The sequence below is a fragment of the Photobacterium satsumensis genome, from assembly GCF_050336935.1.
GTDB lineage: Bacteria > Pseudomonadota > Gammaproteobacteria > Enterobacterales > Vibrionaceae > Photobacterium > Photobacterium satsumensis.
The window spans coordinates 38,210-59,714 of sequence record NZ_JAKJSK010000015.1 but is presented as its reverse complement, the minus strand read 5'-3'; the positions used below and the strand labels follow the sequence as shown (position 1 = coordinate 59,714).

The 21,505-nt window shown below is 51.1% G+C and carries 18 protein-coding genes and 8 tRNA genes; 22 read left to right on the top strand and 4 right to left on the bottom strand.

The genetic code is table 11. The annotated features are described in order from the left end of the window. Window positions 1-72 precede the first annotated feature (72 nt). Together asd and rsgA are read right to left on the bottom strand one after the other, a co-directional pair. Window positions 73-954: an archaetidylserine decarboxylase gene (gene asd / locus L4D79_RS25075; RefSeq protein ID WP_428655582.1), complete on the bottom strand. Its 882-nt coding sequence runs from the start codon at window positions 952-954 to the stop codon at window positions 73-75. Between the two features lie 150 nt (window positions 955-1,104). After that, window positions 1,105-2,157 (bottom strand): small ribosomal subunit biogenesis GTPase RsgA, encoded by a 1,053-nt coding sequence (rsgA, locus tag L4D79_RS25070; protein WP_428655580.1) that lies wholly within the window; start codon window positions 2,155-2,157, stop codon window positions 1,105-1,107. 138 nt (window positions 2,158-2,295) lie between these two features. On the opposite strand from rsgA, the gene orn reads away from it, so the two are divergent. From orn to L4D79_RS25025, 9 genes are all read left to right on the top strand, one after another. Further along, entirely contained in the window at window positions 2,296-2,841 is a 546-nt protein-coding gene (gene orn / locus L4D79_RS25065) for an oligoribonuclease (RefSeq protein ID WP_428655578.1), read from the top strand. A 132-nt stretch (window positions 2,842-2,973) separates the two neighbouring features. Then, a tRNA-Met gene (locus tag L4D79_RS25060) sits at window positions 2,974-3,050 on the top strand. Window positions 3,051-3,068: 18 nt separating this feature from the next. Continuing rightward, window positions 3,069-3,144 (top strand) — tRNA-Gly (locus L4D79_RS25055). Window positions 3,145-3,239: 95 nt separating this feature from the next. Then, window positions 3,240-3,315 (top strand) — tRNA-Gly (locus tag L4D79_RS25050). Between the two features lie 95 nt (window positions 3,316-3,410). Next, window positions 3,411-3,486 (top strand) — tRNA-Gly (locus tag L4D79_RS25045). A gap of 69 nt (window positions 3,487-3,555) precedes the next feature. Continuing rightward, window positions 3,556-3,632 (top strand) — tRNA-Met (locus L4D79_RS25040). Window positions 3,633-3,656: 24 nt separating this feature from the next. Further along, window positions 3,657-3,732, top strand: a tRNA-Gly gene (locus tag L4D79_RS25035). Window positions 3,733-3,800: 68 nt separating this feature from the next. Beyond that, window positions 3,801-3,877, top strand: a tRNA-Met gene (locus L4D79_RS25030). A gap of 24 nt (window positions 3,878-3,901) precedes the next feature. After that, window positions 3,902-3,977: transfer RNA gene (locus tag L4D79_RS25025), tRNA-Gly, on the top strand. Window positions 3,978-4,823: 846 nt separating this feature from the next. Here L4D79_RS25025 and queG read toward each other — a convergent pair. Further along, window positions 4,824-5,957, bottom strand: a complete 1,134-nt coding sequence (gene queG, locus L4D79_RS25020; RefSeq protein ID WP_428655576.1) for a tRNA epoxyqueuosine(34) reductase QueG — start codon at window positions 5,955-5,957, stop codon at window positions 4,824-4,826. Window positions 5,958-6,132: 175 nt separating this feature from the next. On the opposite strand from queG, the gene L4D79_RS25015 reads away from it, so the two are divergent. The 12 genes from L4D79_RS25015 to motX all read left to right on the top strand — a co-directional run bounded on the left by L4D79_RS25015 (window position 6,133) and on the right by motX (window position 19,620). Continuing rightward, window positions 6,133-7,623, top strand: coding sequence for an NAD(P)H-hydrate dehydratase (locus L4D79_RS25015; protein WP_428655574.1), 1,491 nt, complete (start codon window positions 6,133-6,135; stop codon window positions 7,621-7,623). A 7-nt stretch (window positions 7,624-7,630) separates the two neighbouring features. Then, window positions 7,631-8,095: a tRNA (adenosine(37)-N6)-threonylcarbamoyltransferase complex ATPase subunit type 1 TsaE gene (gene tsaE, locus L4D79_RS25010; RefSeq protein ID WP_428655571.1), complete on the top strand. Its 465-nt coding sequence runs from the start codon at window positions 7,631-7,633 to the stop codon at window positions 8,093-8,095. A gap of 4 nt (window positions 8,096-8,099) precedes the next feature. After that, on the top strand, window positions 8,100-9,989 hold the full coding sequence (locus L4D79_RS25005) for a LysM peptidoglycan-binding domain-containing protein (RefSeq protein WP_428655569.1): 1,890 nt from the start codon (window positions 8,100-8,102) through the stop codon (window positions 9,987-9,989). Between the two features lie 2 nt (window positions 9,990-9,991). Continuing rightward, the gene (mutL, locus tag L4D79_RS25000) at window positions 9,992-12,181 is read left to right on the top strand and encodes a DNA mismatch repair endonuclease MutL (protein ID WP_428655567.1); all 2,190 of its coding nucleotides are present in this window, start codon (window positions 9,992-9,994) and stop codon (window positions 12,179-12,181) included. After that, window positions 12,174-13,109 carry a tRNA (adenosine(37)-N6)-dimethylallyltransferase MiaA gene (gene miaA, locus L4D79_RS24995; RefSeq protein ID WP_428655565.1) on the top strand — a complete coding sequence of 312 codons (936 nt, stop codon included), beginning with the start codon at window positions 12,174-12,176 and terminating at the stop codon, window positions 13,107-13,109. Before mutL ends, miaA begins: the two co-directional genes overlap by 8 nt. An 86-nt stretch (window positions 13,110-13,195) precedes the next feature. Further along, window positions 13,196-13,465, top strand: a complete 270-nt coding sequence (gene hfq, locus L4D79_RS24990; RefSeq protein WP_428655563.1) for an RNA chaperone Hfq — start codon at window positions 13,196-13,198, stop codon at window positions 13,463-13,465. Window positions 13,466-13,490: 25 nt separating this feature from the next. Next, window positions 13,491-14,780 carry a ribosome rescue GTPase HflX gene (hflX, locus tag L4D79_RS24985; protein WP_428655561.1) on the top strand — a complete coding sequence of 430 codons (1,290 nt, stop codon included), beginning with the start codon at window positions 13,491-13,493 and terminating at the stop codon, window positions 14,778-14,780. Window positions 14,781-14,837: 57 nt separating this feature from the next. Next, complete coding sequence (gene hflK / locus L4D79_RS24980) at window positions 14,838-15,995, top strand: FtsH protease activity modulator HflK (RefSeq protein ID WP_428655558.1); 1,158 nt, start codon at window positions 14,838-14,840, stop codon at window positions 15,993-15,995. A gap of 2 nt (window positions 15,996-15,997) precedes the next feature. Beyond that, complete coding sequence (hflC, locus tag L4D79_RS24975; protein WP_428655556.1) at window positions 15,998-16,996, top strand: protease modulator HflC; 999 nt, start codon at window positions 15,998-16,000, stop codon at window positions 16,994-16,996. A gap of 89 nt (window positions 16,997-17,085) precedes the next feature. Further along, the gene (locus L4D79_RS24970) at window positions 17,086-17,280 is read left to right on the top strand and encodes a DUF2065 domain-containing protein (RefSeq protein WP_428655554.1); all 195 of its coding nucleotides are present in this window, start codon (window positions 17,086-17,088) and stop codon (window positions 17,278-17,280) included. Between the two features lie 121 nt (window positions 17,281-17,401). Continuing rightward, window positions 17,402-18,718 carry an adenylosuccinate synthase gene (locus tag L4D79_RS24965; RefSeq protein ID WP_255045088.1) on the top strand — a complete coding sequence of 439 codons (1,317 nt, stop codon included), beginning with the start codon at window positions 17,402-17,404 and terminating at the stop codon, window positions 18,716-18,718. A 272-nt stretch (window positions 18,719-18,990) separates the two neighbouring features. Beyond that, window positions 18,991-19,620 carry a flagellar protein MotX gene (gene motX, locus L4D79_RS24960; RefSeq protein ID WP_428655550.1) on the top strand — a complete coding sequence of 210 codons (630 nt, stop codon included), beginning with the start codon at window positions 18,991-18,993 and terminating at the stop codon, window positions 19,618-19,620. A 94-nt stretch (window positions 19,621-19,714) separates the two neighbouring features. Here the strand turns inward: motX and hmpA are convergent, their stop codons facing one another. After that, complete coding sequence (gene hmpA, locus L4D79_RS24955; protein WP_428655548.1) at window positions 19,715-20,899, bottom strand: NO-inducible flavohemoprotein; 1,185 nt, start codon at window positions 20,897-20,899, stop codon at window positions 19,715-19,717. 104 nt (window positions 20,900-21,003) lie between these two features. Here hmpA and nsrR point away from each other — a divergent pair, with 104 nt between their 5' ends. Then, window positions 21,004-21,435 carry a nitric oxide-sensing transcriptional repressor NsrR gene (gene nsrR, locus L4D79_RS24950; protein ID WP_428655546.1) on the top strand — a complete coding sequence of 144 codons (432 nt, stop codon included), beginning with the start codon at window positions 21,004-21,006 and terminating at the stop codon, window positions 21,433-21,435. Window positions 21,436-21,505: the final 70 nt, after the last annotated feature.

Here is a 21,505-nt window from a genome sequence, read left to right as displayed (position 1 = left end):
CCTCGATATGGTCAATTTTTTGCATAAAAAAAGGGCCGTAAAAGGCCCTTTTTGTTCAAAAATGTTAACCGTTTAGGCTTCTGGCTGCTCGGCCGAAACACGCTTTGCGTAGGCACTGCCCATCTTGGTCGGTACACCGGCTTCCAGGCCATCAACAAACTCAATGGCATCTTTTGGGAACAGGTTGATCACGGTTGACCCCAGTTTGAAGCGGCCCATTTCATCCCCTTTCTTCAGGGTGATGGCTTGCTCGCCGTCAGCTGGGTAATTCCAGCGATGAATTTGCGGGCTGCGCGGTGGCGTAATGGTACCTGCCCATACGGTTTCAATGCTGCCAACAATCGTGGCACCAACCAGTACCTGTGCCACTGGGCCGAACTCGGTATCGAAGATGCATACCACGCGTTCATTGCGGGCAAATAAATTCGGTACATTTTTCGCGGTCAGTGGGTTAACCGAGAACAGCTCGCCTGGTACATAGACCATGTGGCGCAAGGTGCCGTCACATGGCATATGGACACGATGGTAATCTTTTGGCGATAAGTAAAGGGTCGCAAAATGGCCGTCTTGAAACTGATCGGCGAGTGCTTGGTCGCCACCCAGTAGCTCTGCAGCTTCATAGGTGTGGCCTTTGGCCTGAATAAGCTCACCGCCAGTGATTGGACCTAGTTGGCTGACACAAGCATCGGCAGGGTGACAGATGATCGCCGCATCGTCATTGATTGGGCGAGCCCCGTCTTTCAGCTCTCGGACAAAGAAGTCGTTGAATGTGTCGTAAGCCGCTGGATCTGGGTTACGGGCTTCATTCATATCAATGCCGTACTGGCGGATGAACCAGCGGATAACTGCGGTCGTTAACTTGCCGGCTTTCATTGAGGCGAGTTTGCCTGCAAGTTGAGTCAGGGTTTGCTTTGGCGCGCAGTACTGCAAGCCGATTTTGAAATTGTCGTGCACGGTATCATCCAGAAACAGTGAATTTTTCAACAAGATAGTTACGTTATTATAACGTTGGCTCGTAATAATACCTAACTTGTTGGGGAAAGTCAGTTACTTGCTGTCGAGACTGCAGCTCCCCGTCGATACGGGGAGATGCAAAACGATCAATCAATCAGGTTTGTTGCGTGAGAATTGGCGGTTAGCGACATTCTCAGACATGCTATCGATGATCTTATGGTAGCTGTCATAGCGGGCTTGGTGGATCTTGCCTTCTTCAACGGCTTCACGAATGATACAGCCCGGATCATTACCGTGTTTGCAGTCGCGGAACTTACAACCGCCCAAGTAATCGCGGAATTCGACGAATGCCTCGGTGACTTGCTCTGTTTCTAGGTGCCAAAGGCCGAATTCACGTACCCCAGGTGAGTCGATAAGATCACCGCCATCAGGGAAGTGGTACAACCGGGCAGCAGTTGTTGTATGCTGACCAAGACCGGAGTTTTCTGACACATCACCAATTTCCGCCTCAACCTCTGGCATCAGGGCGTTCACCAAGCTTGATTTGCCCACACCGGATTGACCGGCAAAAATACTGATGTGGCCTTTGAGATCATCACGCAATCCATCAAGCCCTTCGCCAGTTTCTGAGCTGACCAAACGCACTTGATAGCCAATCTCTTGGTACAAGGCGAGGGTCTCTTCAACGTGTGCTCGTTCTTCCGGCTCAAGCAGATCGACTTTATTGAGAACGATTAGCGGTGGAACGCCAACGGTTTCGGCTGCGATCAGGTAGCGGTCAATAATATTGAGCGATAGTTCGGGCAGCACGGACGATACAATGATGATTTGGTTGACATTGGCTGCCACGGCTTTAACGCCATCATAGTAGTCTGGGCGCGTAAGCATCGACTCGCGTTCATGAACGGCTTCGACGACACCGTTAATGCCTTGGAGTGCTTCAACACCCGGGCGCCAGACAACGCGGTCGCCAGACACCAGGCTTTGGATACTACGGCGCAGGTTGCAGCGGTGGATAATACCGGTTTCAGGATCTTCAACATCAGCATGCTGGCCGAAACGGGTGATCACGAGGCCTTCACGAGCAGATTCCAGTAGGGCTTCATCCCACTGGACGTCATCTTTTTCGCGTTTCAGGCGTTTGTTTTGGTTTGAGCGCACACGGCGGCTCTGACCTTTAGTAAGCTTTTTCTTTTTTGCCACAAGAATATCGTTCAGTTAAGTTGGCTTACGGTAATATACCGATGCATAGCCCGCCGAAAAACCTGCAGTTGCAACCTCGGCATTGGCGCTAGTTTGGTATTATCATACATGGTTTACTCATAGAATAGGCAATATCCGATGATGATCAGCGATCAGAACCTAATTTGGATCGACTTAGAAATGACCGGGTTGGATCCAGAAACCCATAAAATCATTGAAATTGCGACAGTTGTAACCGATGCGCAGCTCAATGTTTTGGCTGAGGGGCCGGTACTCGCGATTCACCAGCCTGAAACTGAATTGGCCAAGATGGATGAATGGTGTACAACGACCCATACCAGCAGTGGCTTAGTTGAGCGGATCCGCCAGAGTAATGTGAGCGAAGAGGAGGCTATTCGCCGGACTGTAGCGTTCTTGGAGCAGTGGGTACCGAAAGGGGCTTCGCCAATTTGTGGCAATAGTATTGGCCAGGATCGCCGTTTCCTATACAAGCATATGCCGGAACTGGAACAGTACTTCCATTATCGTTATTTGGATGTCAGTACGCTCAAAGAACTGACTCGTCGCTGGAAACCGGAAGTGCTTGATGGTTTTAGCAAGAAAGGCAGCCACTTGGCACTTGATGATATTCACGATTCGATAGCTGAATTACGGTACTATCGTGAGCAAATAATGAAAATTTGATGCCTAAATAGGCGGTTGGATAGGAAAGATCAAAATTTTTTTGAGAACTATTGCATCCGTCTCATTTCCTCGTATAATGCGCAGCCTCGAAAGGCAATTCTTACTTTAGTTTGCCTTTCAATAAAATACGGACGCGGGGTGGAGCAGCTTGGTAGCTCGTCGGGCTCATAACCCGAAGGTCGTCGGTTCAAATCCGGCCCCCGCAACCAATTCTCTGATGAGAATATGCGACACTAGCTCAGTTGGTAGAGCGCAACCTTGCCAAGGTTGAGGTCACGAGTTCGAACCTCGTGTGTCGCTCCAAATTTAAGGATAGATGTGCTCCCACGAGGAACCTCGTGTACCTAGTCGGCCACGTCTCTCCAGATTCAGGCTTTCATTGTGCCTAACAGTGACATGCGACACTAGCTCAGTTGGTAGAGCGCAACCTTGCCAAGGTTGAGGTCACGAGTTCGAACCTCGTGTGTCGCTCCAAATTTAAGGATAGATGTGCTCCCACGAGGAACCTCGTGAACCTAGTCGGCCACCTCTCTCCAGATTCAGGCTTTCATTGTGCCTAACAGTGACGTGCGACACTAGCTCAGTTGGTAGAGCGCAACCTTGCCAAGGTTGAGGTCACGAGTTCGAACCTCGTGTGTCGCTCCAAATTGGTTTTATTGCTAAGGCGATGAAACAATAGTTGTTACCGTACTTTAACGGTGAATATAAATCGGACGCGGGATGGAGCAGCTTGGTAGCTCGTCGGGCTCATAACCCGAAGGTCGTTGGTTCAAATCCAGCTCCCGCAACCAATTTACTTGTTGAAATACAAGCATGCGACACTAGCTCAGCTGGTAGAGCGCAACCTTGCCAAGGTTGAGGTCACGAGTTCGAACCTCGTGTGTCGCTCCAAATTGGTTTTATTGCTAAGGCGATGAAACAATAGTTGTTACCGTACTTAACGGTGAATATAAATCGGACGCGGGATGGAGCAGCTTGGTAGCTCGTCGGGCTCATAACCCGAAGGTCGTTGGTTCAAATCCAGCTCCCGCAACCAATTTACTTGTTGAAATACAAGCATGCGACACTAGCTCAGCTGGTAGAGCGCAACCTTGCCAAGGTTGAGGTCACGAGTTCGAACCTCGTGTGTCGCTCCAATTTCAGGAAAGATGTGCTCCTACGAGGAACCTCGCGTACCTAGTCGGCCACGTCGCTCCAATTTCATTGCTGCCGCTGCATGAGCAGGGGAACGGCAAAGCTACTACTGTGAAGTATTAGTTCAATTACAACATTCCTGGGTTAATCGATTCTCGATAACCTTGTGTGTTGTTTCAATGTTCCATAACCTGAGGGTTATTGGGAACCATTATGAAGCGATCAGCTTCGAAAACATCATTGTTGAGTTGCCCCTACAGCCTTATGGCTGTTTATTTTTATTCGGCAATATCAAGATGCTCTGTTTAGTGTCACATGACGACACAAGCTCTTTGAATGGTTTGATACGGGTAATGTAAATTGCCAGCAGGGAGCTGTGAATCGTATCTGTCTTTATTTATCCCGACCAACTTATGCCTGAGCGCCTTGCCGTTCGTGGCTTTGAGACGGTGGCGGATAGACAACTCTTTGATCGTGCACAGAGTTATCCACAAAAATATATTGTGGGTAAGTCGGTTGATTACGTGTGCCGATACCGTGTGAACAAGTCTGTATCTATCTTTTTTTTATTCAAAAAAACATTAGTCGATAATATTTTATCCACAATATAAATCTTTGTTTTATATGGTTTTAAGTGTTTTTGTTCAAAGCTTATATACAACCTGATCCACTCTGTGGATGTTTGGATAACTTTTTTAGAGCTGTCTATCTCGGGCTGTGTTTAATATTGGAAATAGCAGATAAAGAGACAAATTTGAAAATGTTTTCCACATTTGTTCAGAAGCCTGATCGGGCTCTCACTCTGTGTGGATAACGTTGCAATATGACAGCCGGATAGATTTTCCTGGCTAGGCATCACGCGGTAGGCCTTTCTCTACAATTCGAATAAGCCGTTTGGTACTGGCAGGGAGAACACTGATAGTATCCTGCTGACGCTTGTTGAGTTGCTTGTCTTTCGCCCATTGGATATGAACATCCAGTAGCGCATTTTCACCCATTCTTGATTCCAGAGCCTCGATAATGTCGGAACTGTAGGGCGCGTTCCCCATCGCAATCGTTAAATTACGGAGCCATTGGATATGCCCGATGCGGCGGATTGCCGATCCTTCGGTATATTTCAGAAAGGCGTCTTCTGTCCAAGCATACAGTGTAGTCAAAGGTTGCAGGCGTAAGCTGTCACGACAGTGATAATCGGTTTCTTTTGTCAATTCGGCAAAGCGGTTGAACGGACAGACAAGCTGGCAATCATCACAGCCGTAAATCCGGTTACCAATTGCTTCCCGGAACTCTTCAGGGATCACTCCGTCAAACTCAATGGTGAGGTAAGAAATACACCGTCGAGCATCAACCACGCCTTCAGCGACAATCGCTTGGGTGGGGCAACTGGTCATACAGGCAACGCATTTTCCACATTGGTTTTCCTCTTGTCTATCAACAGGCAATGGTAAGTCGATAAGCAGTTCACCAAGGAAAAACCATGAGCCAGCTTGTTGATTTAGCAGTAACGAGTGCTTGCCGGTCCACCCCAGTCCGGCTTTTTCAGCCAGTGGGCGCTCCAAGATAGGGGCCGAGTCAACGAATGGCCGGTAGCCATATGGCCCGACTTCCTGCTCAATCAATTGCCCGAGGCGCTTGAGCCGGTTGCGGATCAGTTTGTGATAGTCGCGGCCGAGAGCATAGCGGCTGATATAGGCGGTGTCGGGTTGGTTTAGGCTGTGGGCAAAGCCCGCTTCTGGCGGAAGGTAATCCATCCTAGCGCTAATAACCCGAACGGTACCTGGGTGTAATTCGGCCGGTCGCGCACGCATCATACCGTGACGGGCCATCCAGTCCATGTTGCCGTGGTAGCCGGCATCGAGCCAGCGTTGAAGCTGTGCTTCATGTTGGCTGAGGTCGACATCGCTGATCCCAATCTGCTGGAAGCCGAGTTCTAGGCCCCATTGCTTGATTTTTTGGGTCAGATCGCGATAGTCGATGGTCATACTTGCAGTGCCTGGCTGGATTGGGGGCGGAAGTTTACCACAACCACAGCAAATGTTGAGAGGATCATCATGAAGATCTTAGCCTGTTGCTAGTACTGGGCAATGCTGCCGTTACAATGGAGTATGTCTGGGGAGACAAAGGCCCGTCATTGCCACCGTAAAAAGAGAGGATGCCATGAATACGGAACTATGGTCTGGCAAGCTGTTTAGAGCTGAACAGGTTCGCCGGGGAGAGCAACAAGCAGCCGCGCAGCAAAAATTGGTTATGTACCAATTGATGGAGCGGGCCGGTGCCGCGGTGTTTCGAGTGCTTGAACAAGGGTTTTCCCGCCAGCAGCACGTATTGGTATGCTGTGGCGGCGGTAATAACGGCGGGGATGGCTATGTTGTCGCCCGTTTGGCACGTGAAGCGGGCTATCCGGTGACGCTTTGGCAACAGGGAGACGCGGCGAAGCTCAAAGGAGATGCCGCCAAAGCACGGGATGCCTGGCTGGAGGCTGATGGTCAGATCTTGCCGCCGGGTAAGGCGATCCCAGCCTCGATCGATGTCGTGATCGATGCCTTGTTGGGAACCGGACTCAGTGGTGAAATACGCCCTGAGGTGCAGCGGTTGATCACGATGATCAATCGGATCGCGCTGCCTGTGATAGCTGTCGATGTTCCTTCAGGTCTTTGCGCGGATACCGGAAGGTGTCTCGGTCAGGCCGTCAAAGCCCAGGTTACGGTGACTTTTATTGGCAGCAAGCAAGGATTATGGACGGCACAAGCTGGCAACTATGTTGGTCAGGTGCAGTTTGCCGGGTTGCAGGTGGCCGATGCCTTTGAGCAAATCGAGTCGCCATCGGCCATTGTGACCCAGGCCTCGGATATCGCTTTATGTCTGCCTCCTAGGCAGCGCGATGCCCACAAAGGTGATCATGGCCGGATCTTATTGGCCGGTGGTGATCATGGGATGGGCGGGGCGATCCGCATGGCGGCTGAAGCGGCAGCAAGATCGGGAGCGGGTCTGACAGCCGTACTGACGCAACCTGACAATGTGTTGGCAATTGTGGCAACCAGACCTGAAATAATGTCCCTTGGTTGGCGGGATTCGGACAGTGCTACTTTGGCCCAGCGTCTACTTTGGGCTGATGTGCTGGTATTGGGCCCCGGGCTCGGTCAGTCGGCGTGGAGCCGATCTTTATACGATGTGCTCGCCCAAACAGAAAAAAGACACGTGGTGGATGCGGATGGATTGAACTTATTAGCGCATTCACCAGACTATAAAAATAATCGTATAATTACTCCTCACCCTGGAGAGGCGGCAAAGCTGCTAGCCTGCTCGGTTGCGGAGGTGGAAGCCGATCGCTTCTGCGCCGCAAGAACCCTGCAACAGAAGTATGGCGGAGTGGTCGTGCTAAAAGGTGCAGGGACCTTGGTGGATGATGGTACCCTGTGCTGGGTATGTGCAGCGGGGAACCCTGGAATGGCAACGGGTGGGATGGGTGATGTGCTCTCCGGTATCATCGGGGCATTGCTGGGCCAAGGTTTGTCTTTGGCGGCGGCTGCCAGATGCGGGGTATGGATCCACAGTACTGCTGCCGACAGCTGCGCAGCAGAGGGGGAGCGTGGTATGCTTGCCAGCGATTTGTTCCCTCATATTCGACAATTAGTAAATCCAAGATAAGAATACAATGCATAGTTTTGAAATCTTGCTCGTTGATGAGCAGGCGACGGTAGATTTAGGCCACAAGCTGGCCCATTCCTGTCAGCACCAGACCACCATTTATCTTCATGGTGATTTGGGCGCTGGAAAAACCACCTTTAGCCGAGGTTTTATTCGTTCCTTGGGTCACCCGGGGAATGTAAAAAGTCCTACCTATACTTTGGTGGAACCTTATGAACTTCCGCCTTGGCAGGTCTATCATTTTGATCTGTACCGGCTTGCGGATCCTGAAGAGCTAGAATTTATGGGGATCCGTGATTATTTTGCCGCAGATGCCATCTGCCTGGTGGAATGGCCAGAAAAAGGGGCGGGCGTATTGCCAGAAGCTGACCTTGAATTAGATATGCGCTATCACGGTGAGCAACGTAAAGTCACCCTGACGGCAAATAACGAATACGGTAGTGAACTCATTAAGTGCTTGGAGTTGTGTTGATAGGATGTCGTTACGGGCTTTTTTGAATGCTGTGATTTTAGGGGTCAGTCTGTTTAGCTCATTGGCCATGGCAAATGAGTTGAAAGGGATCCGGGTTTGGCCGGCACCAGAGGAAACCCGCGTGGTGCTGGATCTCAAGGATGAAGCTGTTTTTAGCTACTTTACCCTGACCAAGCCAGATCGCTTGGTGGTAGATCTCAAACAGACCTCGCTGAAAACCAAGCTACCTGTGGTGGTGAAGGACAGTGCGATCCTGACCAAAATCCGCAATAGTGGTGCACCAGAAAAAGGGACCTACCGTCTGGTGTTGGAAATGAAAGCGGGGATGACCCCGACGCTGTTTACGCTGGCACCCACGCCCGATGGCCATTACAGCCACCGCCTGGTGCTGGACTTGCCGCATGGCAAAGCCGTCTCAGTAAAAAAGCCTGAACCGACTTCGCAACCGTCTGTTGCGAACCAACAGGCCATGTTGCCTTACGGCAGTGACGATATCATTGTCGCTATCGATCCCGGACATGGGGGCGAGGACCCGGGGTCGATAGGCCCGAGTCGTTTGTATGAAAAAAACGTGACGCTGGACATTTCCAAGAAAGTTGCAGCGCGGATCAATGCGACGCCGGGGATGAAGGCCGTGATGACCCGTCAGGGGGATTACTTTGTCAACCTCAACCGACGTACCGAACTGGCCCGTAAAAAGCGTGCTCACTTGCTGGTCTCTATCCACGCTGATGGTTTCCATAAACCTCAACCACGTGGCGCATCGGTATGGGTACTCAATACCCGCCGGGCGAACAATGAGATTGGCCGCTGGCTTGAACAGCATGAAAAGCAGTCCGAGTTGCTCGGTGGCGGTGATGTACTGTCCGGTGGCAGTGATGATCAGTACTTGAGCATGGCGGTTCTCGATCTGCAGTTTAGCCACTCCCAGAAGGAAGGGTATGACGTTGCTAGCCGGGTGTTGAAAGAGATGAGCAAGGTCACTACCTTGCACAAAAGCAAGCCGGAGCATGCCAGCCTGGCGGTGTTAAAGTCTCCGGATATCCCGTCGTTGCTGGTTGAAACTGGGTTTATCACCAACCCGACAGAGGAGCGACTGCTAAACTCGAAGTCACACCAGAACAAACTGGCGGATGCAGTCTATCGTGGCGTATTGTCGTATTTTAACGAGAAGCCACCGGAAGGGACCCTGTTTGCTTCTCGCAATCAAGGTATCAAGCACAAGGTGGCCAGTGGTCAGTCGCTGAGCGTGATTGCTAGCCGTTACGGCACATCTGTGGCAGCCATAAAACAGGCGAATAACCTCAAGTCGAATACCTTGAAGGTTGGCCAGGTTTTGGTGATCCCGGGCAAAGCCCCGGTAACGGCACCGGCATCGACAGCTGTTGCGACCACCACCAAAACGGTGACGCATACGGTGAAGCGCGGTGATTTCCTTGGCAAGATAGCCAGCCAGTATGGAGTGACCGTCGCGAGTATTAGGCGTGATAACAAGTTACGTTCCGATGAACTCGCAATCGGCCAAAAGCTGAGAGTTTCAGTGACTGCCCCGGTAACGGCACCAGCAAAGGCTGCTGTTGCGACTACCACCAAAACGGTGACGCATACCGTGAAGCGTGGTGAATTCCTAGGCAAGATAGCCAGCCAGTATGGGGTGACCGTCGCGGATATCAGGCGTGACAACACGTTGCGTTCCGATGAATTGGCGGTTGGGCAAAAGCTGAAAATTTCAGTTAAGGCGCCGGTATCGGTGGTCCATACCGTGCAGCGGGGGGATTTTCTCGGTAAGATTGCCACTCGCTATGGAGTGACTGTCAGTCGTTTGCGTGAAGCGAACCAATTACGCTCAGATAAATTGGCGGTTGGACAAAAACTTACTATTCCGAGTAGTTGATTATGCCTATTCAGATCCTGCCAGCTCGTTTGGCGAACCAAATTGCTGCTGGTGAGGTGGTAGAGCGACCCGCGTCGGTGGTCAAAGAGCTGGTTGAAAACAGCCTTGATGCCGGGGCAACCCGCATCGATATCGATATCGATAAGGGCGGTAGTCGGACGATCCGGATCCGTGATAACGGTAAAGGGATCCCAAAAGACGAGCTGGGCTTGGCGTTGAGCCGTCATGCGACCTCAAAAATTGCCACGCTCGATGATCTTGAAGCCATCGCCAGTCTGGGCTTTCGCGGTGAGGCACTGGCCAGTATCAGCTCGGTGTCGCGCCTGACCTTGACCTCCCGCACTGCCGAGCAAGAAGAGGCCTGGGCTGCGTATGCCGAAGGGCGGGACATGGAGGTGCAACTCAAGCCCGCCGCCCATCCTATCGGGACCACGCTGGAGGCGTTGGATCTGTTTTTCAATACACCGGCCCGACGTAAATTCCTCCGTACCGAAAAAACTGAATTCGGTCATATCGATGAGCTGCTAAAGCGCATTGCCCTTAGCCGAATGGATGTCACCATTAATCTACGCCATAACGGCAAGGTGATTCGTCAGTATCGTGCGGCCAGCACCCAAATCCAAAAAGAACGCCGCCTGGCCGCTGTGTGCGGGCAGGCCTTCTTGGAGCATGCTCTGGCGGTTGAGTTGGCCCACGGCGATCTCAAGCTGGGCGGTTGGATTTGCAGCCCGCAGGGCGCAAGATCACAGAACGATATCCAGTATTGTTATGTCAATGGCCGGATGATGAAAGACAAGCTGATCAACCATGCAATCCGTCAAGCCTACGAGAGCAGCCTGGCTCCCGATCAGTATGCGGCCTATGTGTTGTTTATCGAAGTCGATCCACACCAAGTGGATGTCAATGTGCACCCGGCTAAACATGAGGTGCGCTTCCATCAGGCCCGTTTGGTGCATGACTTTATTTGCCAGGGGCTGCAAAGTGCCCTGATTGAAGGGGCGGCGGATGACGCTGATCTGGTGGTGAATGCGCCAGCTCCTAGGGCCAGTGCCCGGGCACCGGAAACGCCGTACTCTTCGGCTCCTCCTTTAACTCAGTCTTCCCAATCTCATGGTATTGCCGAACCTGATGCGGCGTTGGCTGCCGTGGCGCGTACACCGGATTACCCCAATAAGGCCCCGGCCAGTGACTGGTTAACAAGCGGCGCTCCTGCTGGGACAAGAGGTACCAGTGGCCGCGAGGCTGGCTACCAACGCGCTGAACAGGCAGCGTCATCAGGCTATCGTGACCGGACGGATACCTCCCATGCTCAGCGAAGGAATGAACACGCCTATCGTGACAGTGAGGGAGCCGCCAGTGGTACTGGTCGCTCTGGTGGTAATAGCCGTCCTCGTTATCAGGATGAAGGCCCAACTCCGGAAGAAGTTGAAGCCTACCAGCAGCTGATGCAGACGGTGGAATCGTCGCCGCAGCCAGCATCGCCGAGTTTACCGCTATCCAGTCCGCCTCTTGCTAGCCAATCGCCTGCTCAACCGCAGGTAAAGCAGCCCGCTTCCTTCCAAGAGAAGAAAGCAGCCAGCCAGGTACCAACCCGTCAGGATGCTATCGATACGACCAATGGTGTCGGACTGGGTAAGGCTCTGTCGCTGGTGGCGCAGCAATACCTGCTGCTTAACCGTGATGACGGGTTGACACTGTTGTCATTGCCCCGGGCTCAGAGCCTGCGGACCAAAGGGCAGTTGCGTATGGCTCAGGGGGAAGGGCTGAAGCCGCAGCCCCTGCTGATCCCGCATTCCATTCCCGTCGAGCCGAATATGATAAACTGCGCCGAGCAGCACGCGATGTTGCTAAAGCAGCTAGGTATTCAGCTCAAGGCCAAGAACAAACAGCAGCTGATTATTTTGTCGGTATGCCAGCCATTGCGCCAGCAGAACCTGCAACAACTGATACCGGCGCTGTTGGCCTATCTTGGGGCCGTGGCCGAAGACGCCGAAGCGCAAGGGTGGGATAAACTGTTAGACTGGCTGGCAGGGCAGCTGACTGTGCCCACAGAAGCCTATACCTTATCCCAAGCCATCCAGTTGGTAACCGAACTGGAGCAGCTATGGGGCCCAGAACTCGAACATTATTTTTCAGACTTGTTGCGCCCGGTTGACGTGAGCGCAGCAATAGAAGCTTTTAATTATGACTAAGCCACTACCACAGGCAATTTTCCTGATGGGCCCGACAGCGTCGGGCAAAACTGATTTGGCGATCCGATTGCGCCAACAACTTCCGGTAGAGTTGATAAGCGTTGATTCAGCCCTTATCTATAAGAATATGGATATTGGTACTGCGAAGCCTGATGCTAACGAGTTGGCGCAGGCGCCGCACCGATTGATCGATATTCGTGATCCAGCGCAAAGTTATTCAGCTGCAGACTTTCGCGCTGATGCACTGAAAGAAATGGCTGATATAGTTGCACAAGGGCGCATTCCTTTATTGGTTGGTGGTACTATGTTGTACTACAAAGCATTATTGGAAGGTTTGTCGCCATTGCCAGCGGCTGATCCGGTGATCCGTACTCAGATTGAGCTGGAAGCGGCGGAGAAAGGTTGGCAGGCGATGCATGAGGAATTGGTACGGATCGACCCGGTTTCCGGAGCGCGTATTCACCCCAATGATCCCCAGCGCCTTTCACGCGCATTGGAAGTTTTTCGTATTTCGGGTAAAACTTTAACTGAGCTGACGAAAACTCAAGGCGATACTTTGCCTTACAGGGTTCACCAGTTTGCAATAACGCCCACGGATAGGGCTGTGCTGCATCGGCGGATCGAGCAACGTTTTGAAAAGATGATCGACGCAGGTTTTGAGCAGGAAGTACGAGCTTTGTATGAACGCGATGATCTGCACCCAGACCTTCCTTCAATTCGTTGTGTTGGTTACCGTCAGATGTGGGAATATTTGGACGGGCAGTGTTCTTTGGATGATGCGGTTTTCCGCGGTATCTGTGCTACTCGTCAATTGGCGAAGCGTCAAATTACCTGGCTGAGAAGCTGGAAAGATCTGACGTGGTTGGATAGCAGTGACCCAGAATTGGCGTTACAAACCGTCACAAACTCAGTTAGATGTGATGTTTGATTAACGTGTATACTGGTTACTGTTTTGCGTATTTTTAATTTTGTTCGTTGCTAACTACAACTACAAACAAATAAGGAAAAGAAATAATGGCTAAGGGGCAATCTCTGCAAGACCCATTTTTGAACGCTTTGCGTCGTGAAAGAATCCCAGTTTCAATCTACCTGGTTAACGGTATCAAGCTACAGGGCCAGATTGAGTCTTTTGATCAGTTTGTGATCCTACTGAAGAATACTGTTAACCAGATGGTGTACAAGCACGCGATCTCAACCGTGGTGCCTGCTCGTCCAGTTAACCACCACCATACAGGTGATCGCCCAGCTACGGCAGAACGTTCACAAGAAAAAACCGAAGAATAATACTCTTCATTAAGGAGTTGATTGCTTGTTTGACCGTTATGAAACCGGTGAGCAGGCAATTCTTGTTCATATCAACTTCACGCAAGAAGGGGAGTGGGAAGACTTAAGCGAGTGCGAAATGCTAGTCTCCTCGGCGGGAGTTAATACGCTACGGGTGGTAACCGGTAGTCGTAAAACTCCCCACCCTAAATATTACGTGGGTGAAGGTAAAGCACAGGAAATTGCCGAAGCGGTTCGGGCTGAAGACGCCGAAATCGTCATATTCAACCATTCTCTTTCTCCAGCGCAAGAGCGCAACTTGGAGCAGATTTGCAAATGCCGTGTATTGGACCGTACCGGTCTGATCCTCGATATCTTTGCTCAGCGAGCGCGTACCCACGAGGGTAAGCTGCAAGTCGAGCTGGCACAGCTACGTCACATCTCAACCCGACTGATCCGCGGTTGGACCCACCTTGAGCGTCAAAAAGGCGGGATCGGCTTGCGTGGACCGGGTGAAACCCAGTTGGAAACGGACCGCCGTTTGCTTCGCGACCGGATCAAGACGATTTTGCGCCGCCTTGAAAAAGTCTCTAAGCAACGTGATCAGGGACGCCGTGCACGAAACCGTGCCGAAATCCCAACGATTTCACTGGTTGGTTATACCAACGCCGGTAAGTCGACGTTGTTTAATCGGGTGACCGATGCTGGGGTGTATGCGGCTGATCAGCTGTTTGCCACCCTGGATCCGACCTTGCGCAAGATTGATGTGGCCGATGTTGGTACCTCGATCTTGGCCGATACGGTCGGTTTTATTCGCCACTTGCCCCATGATCTGGTCGCGGCCTTCAAGGCCACCCTGAAAGAAACCCAGGATGCCAGTTTGCTGTTGCATGTGGTCGATGCCAGCGATGACCGTTTCCGTGAAAATATTGAAGCGGTTGAGACGGTGCTCGACGAGATTGATGCCGGTGAGGTGCCAATCTTGGTGGTGATGAATAAGATCGATAATCTAGAAGGTGCATCGCCACGTATTGAACGTGATGAGAACGGTGTTCCTCAACGGGTTTGGGTCTCGGCGATGGAAGGGCTGGGGATCGAGCTGTTGTTTGAAGCTCTGACCGAACGTCTCTCTGGAACCATGGTGAAACATACCCTGCGGTTACCGCCCCAGTATATCGGGCGCTACCGGAGTAAGTTTTACCAGTTAGGGTGCATTGTCAGTGAGGAATATGACACTGATGGCAGCCTGCAAATTGACATCCGCTTGCCTTTGGTAGAGTGGTCTAGGTTACAAAAAAGAGAAAGTACTTCGTTAGATGACTTTATCGTTGCTTAATGGACTGCTAGAGTAATAAGAAAAACTGTCGTCATATCATATTGATGGAGTTCTATAATGGCGTGGAATGAGCCTGGTAACAACGGCGGCCGTGATAAAGACCCTTGGGGGAACAATAATCGCGGTGGTCGAGATCAAGGTCCGCCGGACCTCGATGAAGTTTTTTCGAAACTGAGTCGTAAATTCGGTGGTATTTTGGGGAATAAAAAGGGACCTTCGACCGGCGGCAGCGCTGCAGGTCTTGGGGCAATTGCAGTTGTGGCTGCTGCGGTATGGGGCTTTTCCGGTTTCTATACCATTGGCGAAGCAGAGCGTGGGGTTGTCCTGCGTTTCGGTAAAGTCTACGAGATGGTAGATCCAGGTCTGAACTGGAAACCTACTTTTATCGATGAAGTTGAGCCAGTTAACGTACAGGCTATTCGCTCTTTGCGCAGCTCTGGCTTGATGCTGACCAAAGACGAAAACGTACTGAAAGTCGAAATGGACGTTCAGTATCGCGTGTCTGAACCACAGAAATACCTATTTAGCGTCACCAATGCTGATGACAGCTTGCGTCAAGCGACTGACTCTGCACTGCGTGCGGTGATTGGTGACTCGACAATGGATGAAGCATTGACGACGGGCCGTCAGGTGATCCGTGCCAATACGCAGGAAGCAATTGACAGTATCATTCAGGGCTATGACATGGGTCTGTTTGTCGTCGATGTCAACTTCCAGTCTGCACGTCCACCGGAAGCGGTTAAAGATGCTTTCGATGATGCGATCGCAGCGCGAGAAGATGAAGAGCGTTTCGTTCGTGAAGCAGAAGCATACAGTAATGACATCTTGCCGAAGGCTACCGGTCGTGCTGAGCGTCTGAAGAAAGAAGCGGAAGGTTACTCTGAGCGTGTGATCAACGGTGCATTGGGTGAAGTGGCTCAGTTTGAAAAGCTGTTGCCTCAATACCTAGCGGCACAAGATGTAACGCGTAACCGTCTGTACCTTGAGACGATGGAACGTGTTTATTCTAACACCAGCAAAGTCATGGTCGACTCGCAATCAAGCGGCAACCTGTTGTACTTGCCTCTGGATAAGCTGATTAACCCAGCCCAGCAGAGCAGTCAGCCGAAGAGCGGCTCGTCTACCGATTACGGTATTGAGTTGGAGAAAGTCGAGACCGCCCCGGTATCAACCGCTCCACGTAGTTCCGATACTGGCCGCCAGGGGAGATTTTAATTATGCGTAAGTTAATGATCCCGGTGATTGTTGTCTTTATCGCGACGTTGCTGATGTCCATGTTTGTGGTACAAGAAGGCGAGCGCGGTATTGTTGTCCGTTTTGGTCGTATTCTTAAGGATGCCAATTCCGATGTTGCACGGATCTACGAGCCAGGCCTGCACTTCAAAGTGCCAGTGTTTGACCGTGTCCGTACCTTGGATGCCCGTATTCAGACCATGGATGACCAAGCTGACCGTTTCGTAACGTCTGAGAAAAAAGACGTTATCATCGATACCTACGTGAAGTGGAAAATCGAAGATTTCGGTCAGTACTACCTGACAACAGGTGGTGGTGATGCATCAACGGCAGAAGCACTGCTAAAACGTAAAGTGGTGGATAGCCTACGTGCTGAAATCGGTTCACGTGAAATCAAGCAGATTGTTTCCGGCCCTGATCGCGGTAACCAAATCGACAGCAATGCCGTTGTTGAAGAAGATGATGCACCGGCAACGGAAATCGTAGCTGAAGTCGCTCCTCGTAAAGAGGTAGAAGGCCAGCGTGATCAAATCATGGCCAATGTATTGGCCGACATTAAAGTCAGCGCATTTAAAGACTTGGGTGTTGAGGTGGTTGACTTCCGTATGAAGAAAATCAACTTACCGGATGAGATCAGCGAATCAATCTACCGCCGTATGCGTGCTGAGCGTGAGTCGGTTGCCCGTAAGCACCGTTCACAGGGCCGTGAGAAAGCCGAGGTTATCCGTGCCCAGTCTGAGCTTGAAGTAGCAAAGATATTGGCCGATGCTAACCGTCAGGCTGCAGTGGTTCGTGGTAGTGCCGATGCGCAAACTGCGGAGATTTACTCAACAGCTTTCAATCAGGACCCAGAGTTTTATAACTTCCTGCGTTCTTTGAAAGCGTACGAGAACAGCTTCAATTCGAAGAACGATATCTTGGTTGTTGACCCGAATACGGATTTCTTTAAGTACATGAAAGAATCCAATGCGGTAGCCAACTAAGCATCATTCTGGTTGCGATGAAAAGGCAAGACTTCGGTCTTGCCTTTTTTATTGGGTATAATTCCTGCCAGTAATGTGAGGAGAGAATCATGAGTAAGGCGATATGGATGGCGTTGGGGCTAGTCCTTGTCTTTGAAGGGCTTGGGCCTTTGTTGGCACCGAAAGGCTGGCGAGAGATGGTGAGCCAGCTAAGCCAGCAGGATGACAATGCCCTGCGCCGTATCGGTGGCTGTCTGGTGGTTGCCGGCAGTGTCATCTCATATATGATGTACACTAGTATGTAAATTCCGCTAGCACGTTTGCGTGACAGGCATCTTTCACATTTGCCGCCTATGGTCAAAAAATGACTGCAAGCCAACGTTGAAGGTGCTAGAATCCCTTTTTAACTACTATAGATGAAGAAAGATGGCAAATAATGTAGTCGTTCTTGGCACCCAATGGGGTGACGAAGGTAAAGGTAAGATCGTTGATCTGTTGACCGAAGATGCAAAATACGTAGTGCGCTACCAAGGTGGTCACAACGCCGGTCACACCCTTGTCATTGACGGTGAAAAAACTGTCCTTCACCTGATCCCATCAGGCATCCTACGTGACAACGTTAAATGTATCATCGGTAACGGTGTTGTACTTTCTCCTGACGCGCTGATGAAAGAAATGGGCCCACTAGAAGAACGTGGTATCCCTGTGCGCGAACGTCTGTTCCTGTCAGAAGCTTGTCCGCTAATTCTTCCATACCATATTGCTCTTGACCAAGCGCGTGAAATCGCACGTGGTAAGAAAGCGATCGGTACAACTGGTCGTGGTATCGGTCCAGCATATGAAGATAAAGTTGCTCGTCGCGGCCTACGCGTTGGTGACCTTTTCGACAAAGAAGCATTTGCTGAGAAGCTTAAAGAAGTTATGGCTTACCACAACTTCCAGCTTGAGCATTACTACAATGCTGAGCCTGTAAGCTACGATGAAGTCCTTGAGACGATCATGTCTCAGGCTGATATTCTAACTTCAATGGTTATCGACGTAACTAAAGAGCTTGATGATGCCCGTCTACGTGGCGACAAGATCATGTTCGAAGGTGCGCAAGGTACACTGCTTGATATCGACCACGGTACTTACCCGTACGTAACCTCTTCAAACACGACTGCTGGTGGTGTTGCTGCAGGTTCTGGTTTCGGTCCGCGTCACCTTGGTTACATCCTAGGTATTGCAAAAGCATACTGCACACGTGTTGGTGCCGGTCCATTCCCGACTGAGCTATACGACGGTCTGGATAAGCAAGACCCAGTTGGTAAGCACCTAGGTGAAGTCGGTAACGAGTTTGGCGCTACAACAGGCCGTCTACGCCGTACAGGTTGGTTTGATGCGGTTGCTATGCGCCGTGCGGTACAAATCAACTCAATCTCAGGATTCTGCCTAACCAAGCTAGATGTATTGGATGGCCTAAAAGAGCTTAAGATCTGTACTGGCTACAAGACCAAAGATGGCGAAATCCTAGAAGTATCACCAATGGCGGCTGATGCTTACGAAGATCTAGAGCTAATCTACGAAACGGTTCCAGGTTGGTCTGAGAACACCTTCGGTGCTAAGTCTTTGGATGCGCTTCCACAAGCTGCTCTAGATTACATTGCACGTATCGAAGAGCTAACTGGTGTACCAATCGACATCGTTTCTACCGGTCCTGACCGTAACGAAACAATCATCAAGGTTCACCCATACGGTGAATAATTGCTGATTACAGTGATTGATTTGAAAGCCAGCCCTATGGGGCTGGCTTTTTTTATGGCTAAATTACTCGTTAACAACCAGTAAGCACTCAGTTGTGTATTGGTGCTGTCTAAATGGGGGTTGGTTCCAAAAATAGGTGTCGAGGATTGCGTCAAAAACTGATTTATACTATGTCATTGATGTGCCAGAAAATTGCCGCTTAGGCGGTTTTTTCTCTAAAGTCTCAGCGCCTGCCGCCGATAAGGTTAGCACGTTCGGAAAGAGATCCATCCATGAGCCTACGCCCGTTAATAGTTGCTATTGCCCTGTGCAGCGCAGTCCCCGCTTCCGCCCTGGAAGAGGTCGGCGAGGCCGTACCGGTGTATAGTGAAAATGAGCTCAGCCGGATGTTCGTCTCCAACAGTCACTTACAAAAGGTTCAGGCCGACGATTGCCAGTTAGTTCAGGACATTGAGGCCAGGGCTATCCGGGTGGAGTCTCCCTCCTATCAGTTCCTCTACGGCGATATGTTAGCTTGGGGCGTGTGCGTCGAGCGGGATGTCGAGCTTGGGGTTCATTATATGCAGTCGGCAGCCCAGCAAGGCTCTCCGGCGGCACTAGAACAGCTGGGGCGTTACTATGCCCGTGGTACCTTGGTTCAGCAAGACCGAGAGCGGGCGATCCCTTACCTGCGTGAAGCCGCAGCCATGGGGAATGTTGATGCCCGTATCCAGCTTGCCGAGTTACTGCTGAGTAATTATGGCAGCCCTCTGGACTTTGAAGATGCTTATCGCTGGTTATATAACACCGCGACCGCCAGCCAAAATACCCATAACAAGATTGCCCGCCTGCGGCGCGGGTTGGAAAATCGGATGCCGGCCAATGTGATTGCCAGGGCCAAGCGGCGGGATAGCTTTTGGTAGGGCAAGCATTTTGCTCGATGAGGCGTTTGAGCTAATCGATTGATTGAAGAGACAAGAAAAAAGAGAGGCTTAAGCCTCTCTTTTGCGTTTTTGCTTAAAGCACTTTATGTGGTCCGAAACATTCATAGTGGAGTTGCTCCTCGGCGACCCCCATCTCGATCAGCTGCTTGGCCACATGCTGCATGAACCCTACCGGACCACAGAAGTAGTACTGCATACCCGGTGTCGTCACCAGCGCTTTGACCTTGCTGAGATCCATCATACCGTCGAATTGATAGTCTTCGGCCGGGCTGTCAGTGACCAATGGCTCGCGGTACCAGATGTTGCTGGAAATATGCTCTTGGGCGGCCACTATGCGGGCAACTGAATTTTTGAATGCGTGGTGTTTACCGTTTTCAGCGGCGTGCAGCCAGTGCACGTCAGCCTTGTGGTTAGTCAGGGTTTCTAGCATTGACAGGGTCGGGGTCAGGCCCACACCGGCTGATATCAGTGCGATTGGGGTTGCGGCTGCCACATCGAGGAAGAAGTCACCGGCCGGTGGAGCAAGCTGGATGTTATCGCCGACTTGCAGGGTATCGTGCAGGTAACTCGACACCGTGCCTCCCTCTTCGCGTTTGACCGAGATGCGGTATTGATCGTTTTGAGGTGCCGAAGACAGGCTGTATTGGCGGATCTCCTGGAATTCGAACCCTTCTGGCTGGAGGTAAACCCCCAAATATTGGCCCGGCAGGTAACCTGCGACAGCACCGCCGTCGACGGGTTTGAAAGTGAAACTGGTGATCACATCACTTTCTGGGGTTTTCTCAACCAAGGTAAATTCACGGGTGCCGCGCCAGCCGCCGGCCTTGTTTTCGTTTTCCTGATAGATTGTTTCTTCCCGTTTGATAAAGATGTCTGCAAGCAGGCCGTAGGCTTCGCCCCAGGCATCCAGGACTTCTTGGCCCGGCGAGAGCAGCTCGTCAATTGTACCCAGCAGGTGGCCACCGACAATAGCGTATTGCTCTGCAGTGATCATGAAACTGGTGTGCTTGTGGGCAATCTTCTCGACCGCTGGCAATAGGGCTGGAAGATTTTCAATATTGTTGGCATAGGCGCAGATTGCATTGAACAGCGCTTCGCGTTGGTCCCCGTTACGCTGGTTACTCATATTGAAAATATCTTTGAGTTCGGGGTTATGGTTGAACATACGATCGTAGAAATGTGCGGTCAAAGCAGGGCCGGTCTGGGCAATAACTGGCGCGGTAGCTTTAACGATCTCAATAGTTTGGGAGCTGAGCATGACTTTACCTTATAATGGTGTATTTATAATATATGTTTTAAGTTGTATCGTATCTGTATCTTTTAGTCAATATCCAGATTAAAATGTCGGCAGGAGGAGTTATTGTGCAACTGACGAGTTTTACCGATTACGGCCTGCGTGCCCTTATATACCTAGCTACCCTGCCACAGGGGGAGCTCGCGAGTATCAGCAAAGTGACCGAGGTGTACGGCGTGTCACGTAACCACATGGTGAAAATCATCAATAAGCTGGGACAGCTGGGTTACGTCGAAACAGTGCGCGGTAAAAATGGCGGGATCCGCCTGGGTATGCCTGCCGATAAAATAGTGATCGGCGACGTCGTGCGGGCGATTGAGCCTTTGCAAATCGTCAATTGCAGCGAGGATTTTTGCCATATAACACCAGCCTGTCGGCTGAAAGGTATCCTCTTCGATGCGCGCAAAGCCTTCTTGGATGAGCTGGACAACCACACCTTGTCAGAAATGATCGATGACAACCCGCCTCTACGTGTCCTGTTGGACCAGTCAGCGCACTGATAGAAACGCAATAACTTCAAAATCTCTCTGGGGAGCTGATTTTTCGACTTGGCTCCCGTCTGTTCACCTA

What these genes read in the sequence shown, in the direction of transcription:
- L4D79_RS24970 (WP_428655554.1), top strand. Translation starts at nt 17,086, where the DNA reads ATGAGTAAGGCGATATGGATGGCGTTGGGGCTAGTCCTTGTCTTTGAA.
- mutL (WP_428655567.1), top strand. Translation starts at nt 9,992, where the DNA reads ATGCCTATTCAGATCCTGCCAGCTCGTTTGGCGAACCAAATTGCTGCT.
- hfq (WP_428655563.1), top strand. Translation starts at nt 13,196, where the DNA reads ATGGCTAAGGGGCAATCTCTGCAAGACCCATTTTTGAACGCTTTGCGT.
- miaA (WP_428655565.1), top strand. Translation starts at nt 12,174, where the DNA reads ATGACTAAGCCACTACCACAGGCAATTTTCCTGATGGGCCCGACAGCG.
- hflK (WP_428655558.1), top strand. Translation starts at nt 14,838, where the DNA reads ATGGCGTGGAATGAGCCTGGTAACAACGGCGGCCGTGATAAAGACCCT.
- hflC (WP_428655556.1), top strand. Translation starts at nt 15,998, where the DNA reads ATGCGTAAGTTAATGATCCCGGTGATTGTTGTCTTTATCGCGACGTTG.
- L4D79_RS24965 (WP_255045088.1), top strand. Translation starts at nt 17,402, where the DNA reads ATGGCAAATAATGTAGTCGTTCTTGGCACCCAATGGGGTGACGAAGGT.
- hmpA (WP_428655548.1), bottom strand. Translation starts at nt 20,899, where the DNA reads ATGCTCAGCTCCCAAACTATTGAGATCGTTAAAGCTACCGCGCCAGTT.
- orn (WP_428655578.1), top strand. Translation starts at nt 2,296, where the DNA reads ATGATGATCAGCGATCAGAACCTAATTTGGATCGACTTAGAAATGACC.
- L4D79_RS25005 (WP_428655569.1), top strand. Translation starts at nt 8,100, where the DNA reads ATGTCGTTACGGGCTTTTTTGAATGCTGTGATTTTAGGGGTCAGTCTG.
- L4D79_RS25015 (WP_428655574.1), top strand. Translation starts at nt 6,133, where the DNA reads ATGAATACGGAACTATGGTCTGGCAAGCTGTTTAGAGCTGAACAGGTT.
- motX (WP_428655550.1), top strand. Translation starts at nt 18,991, where the DNA reads ATGAGCCTACGCCCGTTAATAGTTGCTATTGCCCTGTGCAGCGCAGTC.
- queG (WP_428655576.1), bottom strand. Translation starts at nt 5,957, where the DNA reads ATGACCATCGACTATCGCGATCTGACCCAAAAAATCAAGCAATGGGGC.
- tsaE (WP_428655571.1), top strand. Translation starts at nt 7,631, where the DNA reads ATGCATAGTTTTGAAATCTTGCTCGTTGATGAGCAGGCGACGGTAGAT.